Source organism: Thermovirga sp. (genome assembly GCF_017656375.1).
Lineage (GTDB): Bacteria > Synergistota > Synergistia > Synergistales > Thermovirgaceae > Thermovirga.
Map to the genome: position 1 here is coordinate 1 of NZ_JACDOB010000064.1, position 3,465 is coordinate 3,465.

The 3,465-nt window shown below is 45.9% G+C and carries 3 protein-coding genes; 1 reads left to right on the plus strand and 2 read right to left on the minus strand.

The window, feature by feature from the left end:
• Together H0Z23_RS08725 and H0Z23_RS08730 are read right to left on the minus strand one after the other, a co-directional pair.
• On the minus strand, positions 1–1,139 hold a 1,139-nt coding region (locus H0Z23_RS08725), incomplete at its 3' end, for an HD domain-containing phosphohydrolase (RefSeq protein WP_296869061.1).
• A 219-nt stretch (positions 1,140–1,358) separates the two neighbouring features.
• Positions 1,359–2,705, minus strand: a complete 1,347-nt coding sequence (locus tag H0Z23_RS08730; protein WP_296869062.1) for a sodium:alanine symporter family protein — start codon at positions 2,703–2,705, stop codon at positions 1,359–1,361.
• Between the two features lie 269 nt (positions 2,706–2,974).
• On the opposite strand from H0Z23_RS08730, the gene H0Z23_RS08735 reads away from it, so the two are divergent.
• On the plus strand, positions 2,975–3,465 hold a 491-nt coding region (locus tag H0Z23_RS08735; RefSeq protein ID WP_296869063.1), incomplete at its 3' end, for an isochorismatase family cysteine hydrolase.

Consider the following 3,465-nt stretch of genomic DNA (forward strand, 5'->3'; position numbering starts at 1 on the left):
GCATCTACTACTTCTGGGTCGTATAGGACGCCTTTGTTTTTTTCTATCTCAGCAAGGGCTGCGTCTATTCCCATGGCTGGCCTGTAAGGGCGGTTATTGGACATGGCTTCTACTACGTCGGCCACAGCCAAAATTTTGGATTCCAATAGAAGCTCCTTTCCGGTCAAGCCATTAGGGTAACCTGATCCGTTTACTCGTTCGTGGTGTTCTAAAACTATTCTTGCAATAGGCCATGGAAAATCTACGTTTTTGAGGATATCATAGCCTGCTGTGACATGTGTTTTAATTAGTTCAAACTCTATATCTGAGAGTTTGCCTGGCTTGTTAAGGATCTCGGAAGGTATTTGGATTTTTCCAATATCGTGTACCATGGAAGCTAAACGGAGGCCTTCAATTCGAGCCATTGGCAACCCCATCTCTTCAGCAATTGCGCTAGCCAGTTCAGCCACCCTACTTTGATGGTTCGCGGTATATGAATCTTTGCTCTCAACGACTTTGACCAAAACTTTAACCATAGGGGTCATGGCATCTCTCAATTTTCGAACTGTTTGGTCTCTTTCTGCCTCAAGTTTTCGACGTAGCTCTGCTTTGCTGAGAAGGAGCCCTGTTATCATTGTGGCCAGGGGCAAGATTATCATGTATGGCAAACCTATATCGCGAACGACTTTAAGACCCAAAGGCCAGGGGAGAAAAAACACCTGACACAGCAAGACAATCATATGAACTACAAGCCCGAAGGCTAAAAGTTCGTGTGGCTTTAATCTGCTAGTGTTGCCTTTTAGGTAGTTATGATAAAGCATCCCTAAGAGTACGGCGCTGAATATAGAAGCAACTCCTGCGTATGTGCCAATACCTCCTAAATAAAGGCGGTATAAAGTTGCCAATGTGGCAGCCGTAACCCCAGGCAACCAGCCACCAAACAGCCCGGCCACGGAAAGTATGACAGTCCTGCCATCGTAGATGAGTCCAGAAGAATATTCCACGGAGAACCTCATGCCGATTACAGTAATTGCGCCAAAAGCAATTCCCATTAGGAAATTGCCCCAACGATTTCTTGCCTTTTGATAGGCATGTAGCATATCATACAGGGCTGCAGCGCTTATTAGTAAAGTAGAGTTATACAATAAGTCAAAAAACAAAATTAGCCACCACCTGCAGGTAACTTTATAAATGCTTGCTGATTGTATTGTTAATATATACTTTAATATGGTGATTAATCAAGAATTAGTCAAAGTGCAATCCATTATCGACTTTTCCAATCACAGCAGGCGGTGGTAATGAACAAACAAGGAAAAAGAGGATAAAAATTGGAGGGCTTGGCAGCTACAAAACCATGCCCTCCAATTATGATGAGATTCTTAGGAATTTATTCCTGATTCGTATTCTTTTAGGGTTTTTATTACAACCTTCGAGAGCAGAAGAAGCGCTATGAGGTTGGGTATTACCATGAGGCCGTTAAAAGTATCAGCAAGTTCCCAGACCAGGTTGACCTTGAGGGTTGAGCCGAGGACGATGAAGAGCATGACGAGTACCCTATATGGAGTCAAGCCTTTTACTCCGAAGAGGAACCTTATATTGCTCTCTCCGAAGTAGTACCAGCCTATAATGGTTGAGAAGGCAAAGAAGAAGAGGCATATGGCCACGAAGGGATTGCCCAAAGGACCGAAGGCTTTTGCAAACGCGGCCTGTGTAAGGGCAATACCAGTTGTCTGGCCGTCGAGAGAGCCAGTCGCCAAGATAACTAAGGCAGTTATGTTGAGAACGACGAAAGTATCGATCAAAACACCCATGATTGCCACAAGACCCTGCTGGGCGGGGTGTTTAACTTTGGCGACTGCATGGGCGTGAGGAGTGGAACCCATGCCAGCCTCGTTGGAGAAAAGCCCGCGGGCCACGCCGTACCTCACGGCTTCTTTTACTGTTGCGCCTATGATACCGCCGGTAGCTGCCTTAGGATTGAAAGCTCCCTGGAAGATCATTTTGAGGCTGGGCAAAATGTTCTCTGCATATATCCCAAGGACCACAAGTCCACTTATGATGTAAAAAATTGCCATAATTGGAACTACTTTTTCCGTAACTGACGCAATTCGTCCTATGCCACCGAAGAATATCAAACCGGCCAATAACGCTATTCCTATGCCCACATATATGCTGGGAATATTAAATGCCGTTGCGAAGGCGTCCCCAATGGAATTGGATTGGACCATGTTTCCCACAAAGCCAAGGGCAAAGATGATGGCTACGGCGAAGAAGCCGGCCATTGCCTTGCTGCCTACACCTTTGCTTATGTAATAGGCAGGGCCACCTACAACCTGGCCGTCTTCGTCTTTTACCTTGAAGGTCTGAGCAAGGACCGCCTCTGCGAAGATGGTGCCCATGCCGAAGAATGCACTGAGCCACATCCAGAAAATAGCCCCAGGCCCACCGGACGCTATAGCAGTAGCGGCTCCAGCAAGGTTGCCTGTCCCTACCTGGGCTGCCACAGCAGTGGCCAAAGACTGGAATGAAGACATACCTTCCTTGCCTGCTTTTTCGCCGCTTATGGAAAAACCGCCGAAGGTGTAGGAGAAGATGTCCTTCAGTTTCCTTATTTGAACGAAACGAAGCATGATAGTAAAGAAGATCCCAGTTCCACAAAGAAGATAAAGAAGCAGATTACCCCAAAGAAACCCGTTAATAGTGCTTATTAATTTTGCTAGGTCCATAAAAGATCCCTCCTTTTGATACTTAAGCGCCCTCGCCACATGAGATTGAGTAATAAACAAAAAGGCAATTTTTATGTGAACAAAAGCACTATTGCTACCAAACAAAGGCTATCCTTCGAGGATGAAAAGGTCAAGGGTTTTGCAAGTCTTGCTATTTCAAGGATTTGTGCATGCATTCACTATTATTGGGGCTTCTGAATGTCTTTACCCAGATGGTGTGTTAAAATTAAATTTAAAAGGAGCACGGAGAAGTTTTGGGAGGGGTTGGAATGAAAAGAATTCTTTTAGTTGTGGACATGCTCAATGATTTTGTTGACCCTAAGGGTGTGTTGTTTTGCGGCGAAAGTTCCAGGGAGATAATCCCTATTGTGAAATCCCTTGTGGACGATTTCCAGGCTAAGGAAGAAGGCGTTATCTTTTTGGCAGATGCCCACGAAAAAGATGACAAGGAATTTGAGAGGTTTCCACCCCATGCAGTCAAAGGCACGTGGGGAGCTGAGGTGATACCGGAACTGGCTCCAAATGAGGGAGCCGTAGTGGTTGAAAAGAAGCGGTTCTCTGGTTTTTTCGACACCGACCTGGAAAAAATCCTTGAGGGCCTGGCTCCTGGCGAAGTGTGGGTTACAGGTGTGTGTACTTCCATATGTGTCATGGATACCGTGGGGGACCTCTGCAACAGGGATATGCCGGTAGTGGTAGTGAAAAATGGCGTAGCAGACTTTGACGAAGAGTTCCACAAATTTGCCCTTGCCCGCATGGA